At 45.7% G+C, this 4,398-nt stretch carries 1 protein-coding gene and 1 pseudogene; both read left to right on the top strand.

Features of this window, described 5'->3' with window-relative positions; genetic code table 11:
* On the top strand, positions 1 to 1,746 hold a 1,746-nt coding region (locus Q0986_RS15495; protein WP_299412129.1), incomplete at its 5' end, for a CHAT domain-containing protein.
* 613 nt (positions 1,747 to 2,359) lie between these two features.
* Positions 2,360 to 4,398 (top strand): annotated as a pseudogene (locus tag Q0986_RS15490) (hypothetical protein); the annotation flags it as partial.

The following is a 4,398-nucleotide window of genomic DNA, read 5'->3' as shown; positions in this document are numbered from 1 at the left end:
CAGCAGGCCCGTGAGATTGCCCCCACACCCCTGATTCAATTTCAGGTGCAAGTGAGTCGATATGATCTACTCGTTGTGCAAAAAGATCCTGTAGCATCGAAGCTTTTTCAAGAACTGCAGGTTCAAGCCCAGCAGCTTCCCAGTAGCCGAGAGGGGATTTATGCTCAACTCCATCTAATCGAAACAGTGTTGGACTCGAAGCTGGAAGAGTCCCAGGCGCTATTGAACCTTCTGTCTCGAATTCAGGCCCAAGCTCAAGAGTTGGACGATCCCAATGCTCAATCCTACATCCTGGGCTATCAGGGACGAATTTATGGTCAAGCCCAACAATGGTCTCAAGCTGTGTCGTTGACGGAACAAGCCCTGCAGCGAGTGCAAAGACAGCAGGCCCCAGAAGTGCTGTATCAACTGGCTTGGCAACTAGGCCGCTATCGTCGCCAACTGGGCAATCGTCAAGGGGCGATTTCGGCCTATCTCGATGCCGTTGCTGCCCTGCATTCTCTCCGAGGAGACCTCCGTACAGCTAGTGACGATGTTCGCTTTACCTTCAGGGATGGGGTGGAACCCGTTTATCGGGAGCTGGTGGCCCTGCTGCTTGAAGGCGATATGAACCAGGCAGATGCAACAAACAACCTGAAGCAGGCCCGAAAGCTAATTGAAGATTTGCAGTTGAATGAAATCCAGGACTACTTTCAGGATGCCTGTGTGCAAGCCCAGCCTGTAGTGGCGGACCAGGTAGATCCGAAAGCAGCGGTGATTTACCCGATTGTCTTAAAGAATCGGGTCGATGTGATTGTCAGTATTGGCACTCAGCCTTTGCGTCACTACAGCACGCCAATTGAGCCGGGGCAGGTGGATGCCACGGTGAATCAACTGCTGAGATCGCTCACCACTCCCTTGGGGTCTGTCCAGAAGAACAACCTGACTAAACTCAAACAAATTTATGACTGGGTCGTCGGTCCGGCTGCGGCAGATTTAGCCCAAGAAGATATCGAGACATTGGTGTTTGTTGCTGACGGTGCCTTACGGACCTTACCCTTGACCACCCTCTATGATGGCGAACAGTACTTAATCGAAAAGTATAACGTTGCCCTTTCCCCTGGTTTAGATCTATTAGCACCTCGCCCACAAGAGCGGGAGCGAGTGAAATTGCTAGTAGGGGGTGTGAGTGAGGCTCGGGCTGGCTTCCCGGCCTTACCCTTTGTCGCTAAAGAAGTTGAGCAGATTACTGCTCTGATTCAAGACCATGATGTCTTGTTTAATCAGGATTTGACGCGAGAAAATCTGAATGATTACCTGACAGAGGTGTCTTCGGAAGTGGTTCATCTCGCTACTCATGCAGAATTTGGGGCCAGTCCTGAAGATACCTTTATCCTGACTTGGGAAGGAAAACTGTCGATTCAAGCGATGGCATCCTTACTCAGAAGTCGGAGTCGGGCATCTGAAGTGCCCATTGATTTGTTGGTCTTAAGTGCCTGCGAAACGGCAACTGGTAATAGTCGTGCTGTCCTGGGTATAGCGGGTATGGCGATCCGCTCGGGCGTGCGCAGTACTTTGGCTGGACTGTGGTCGTTAGATGATGAAGCGGCAGCGGCATTTATGGGCCATTTTTATCAAGCACTGGCCCAACCGAATACAACCAAAGCAGCCGCGTTCCGTCAGGCGCAGTTGGCATTGATGAAGGACCCGCAATTTAGAGCCCCCTATTTTTGGAGCCCATTTGTCTTGGTGGGCAATTGGCTATGACCTTGGGTTGGGTCGGACTGAACCAAGACCTGAACTTATCTGAATAAATCAGGATTTTATCTGCTGCTCGGATCTTCGATAGTGAATCTAAGTGCTGCCCCCCAGCACAAACCCCTAGTTGTGCTTCTTGGACTAGGGGTTTTCCTTTTGCGATCGCTCTCGGCCACTAGCTTGAATTGGATTTACTGCCACCCAATCTTAAAACAGTTTCTAGCAGGCTTATTTGAAAGGAGTATGCAGAAAATCTTAATCAGGTTTATTGTTGTAAGCCTATTTTCTGAAATCGATTTTTAACACATCATCTCTTGTGGGGGAGCACCTTTTTTAGTTCTGAAACAATATACCAGAATTAAGAAAAACAGCCCTAGAAGAACAGGTATTGCATCCCAGAATTTTAGTCATGAGTGAGGTCCCTATGTTGTAAGGGGGCTCCTTTTTGACTCTTCAATATCCATTTCTCTATTGGCGTTCAACTTACTGAAGTTTTATCTGAATTTTCCTGAATAAATCGGGATTTTTTCTACTGATAAAAAGCAGGATATTGGCAATGTAAGCAAGTTAACAACGCTTGCAAGTATCATGTTCAACCAAATTAAATAGAGAGTAACTAATTATGTCTGAAAGAATCGTGTATGCCAGGAAGGACATCAATGGAAATTGGCAAACAGGTGACGGCGAACTAGAAGAAAAAGTCATTGTTAACGACTCCCCTCAATATTTAGTCAATACAGACAACGATTTTAGCGTCGAAACAAAAACGCCGATTTATGTAACAGAGACGACGGCTTATGAGAAGGAATTCATAGGTTACGATTACACATATACACCTAATGTCATTGGGGGCAAAGGTCACGACACATTAAGAGGAGGAAATCCAACACTTGCTCGTTTTAAAGCACGCTCTTGGGATGATCCAGGCGTTCTACCTGTTGATTATGATGGAAATGACTCCCTTCATGGTGGTGGTGGAAATGACGTCCTTATTGGTGGTGGTGGAAATGACACCCTTAATGGTGGTCGTGATAATGACATCCTTATTGGTGGTATTGGAAATGACACCCTTATTGGCGGAACCGGCTTTGATTGGGCTGAATTTGCAGGAAACAATGATTTCATCATTACTAACTCAACTGTTATTGGACAAGGAACAGATGAGATTTCTGAGATTGAAGCGGTAAAAGTCACCGGAGGGGATGGCAACAATACGTTAGACGCCAGTCTTTTTTCTGGAGATGTCACCTTTATAGGAGGAAAGGGTAATGATACCTTAGTAGGTTCTCAAGGTGAATCGAAGGCTGTTTTTGCTGGACGAATGGAGAATTTTACTTTCTCCAAGACCGACCAAAATAATAATACTTGGAAAGTAAAAGATAATAGGAGGTATATTGAGAAGCGACGAACTTTCTTGGGATACGAAACAACATCGATTTCAGGAGAAACTGATCTCTTAACCAATATCGATAAAGTAGAATTTATCACGGATGCAGTTACCTCTGTCTTTGATACTTCGACTTTATCTACAACGGTTAATGCAGTAGCAGGGGTTGATGGCAAAGTCCATTACGTCCGTGGGAATCAATTTGGACCGACCCACTATATTTTAGGGGCAAAAGGTACGACTCAATCCATTCTGGACTTTGATAGCAAAAAGCTTGCTGACTTCATCAATAGCATTACCCTACCCGATGAAAGTATTGAAACTCAACGGTTACTGACCAATATATTACTAGACGGTGTTGGAGCAGCTCTCGGTGAGGCTAGCTCTGCTCTTGCTGGTGGGGTCGCTGTTGCTCAAACCTTAGCCAATTATGGCTTTGATTCAGCACAAATCGAAGCTCAAATCGAAACTGCCAAGAAACTTGTGGAAGCTGACGATACTACCGCTTGGGGCACAATCAAGGCTCAGATTCGGGACACGATTTTTATTGAGGATTTTCAAATTGGTGTAGATACGATCTTCTTACCTACTGCTAATCTGTCTTTTGTTATGGGGACCAACAAGGATAATGAGGGTGGTGTCTACATCGAGATGGGAGAAACTACCGGTAACCAATCTCGGTTGGCCTTCATTAAAAATAACTATCCAATGGATGATAATGACTTTTTAAAACTTATAACCGATCTTCGTCAAAAAGGCTCCCGTATTATTTCTACCTTTAAGCAAACTGAGATTAAATCCGAAGGGGACATAAAAGAGGGGCAAAGAACGCACTTAGTTGGAACTTATGCAGGAGATCGAATAAAAGCTGGTTACTACACTGGCTTTGCTACCGATACTGAAACAGGGAAACATACTCTTATTGGTAAGTACGGTGATGACCTCATCGAAGGTGCGAACAAAGATGATAGGTTGTACGGTGGGTTTAATGGGACAGTAGATCCTCTAAACGGTGCATTTGCCTACAAAGATGATGGTCACGACATCTTAAAAGGGAATGGAGGAAACGATTCGCTCGACGGCGGAACTGGCAATGACACCCTTGAGGGGGGAACAGGTTCAGATAGCTTAGATGGTGGTGAAGGCATAGATACGGCAGTTTATTCCAGTAGCAAGAGCGGCATTACAGTTCAGGAAGTTAAGGGGAAAACGGTTGTTGACGATGGGCTTGGGGGGACAGACACTCTCAAGGGCATCGAACATATCATTGGCTC

This window comes from Acaryochloris sp. IP29b_bin.148 (assembly GCF_028285565.1).
Lineage (GTDB): Bacteria > Cyanobacteriota > Cyanobacteriia > Thermosynechococcales > Thermosynechococcaceae > Acaryochloris.
The sequence above is the reverse complement of the archived record's forward strand: the minus strand, read 5'-3'. Positions and strand labels throughout refer to the sequence as shown.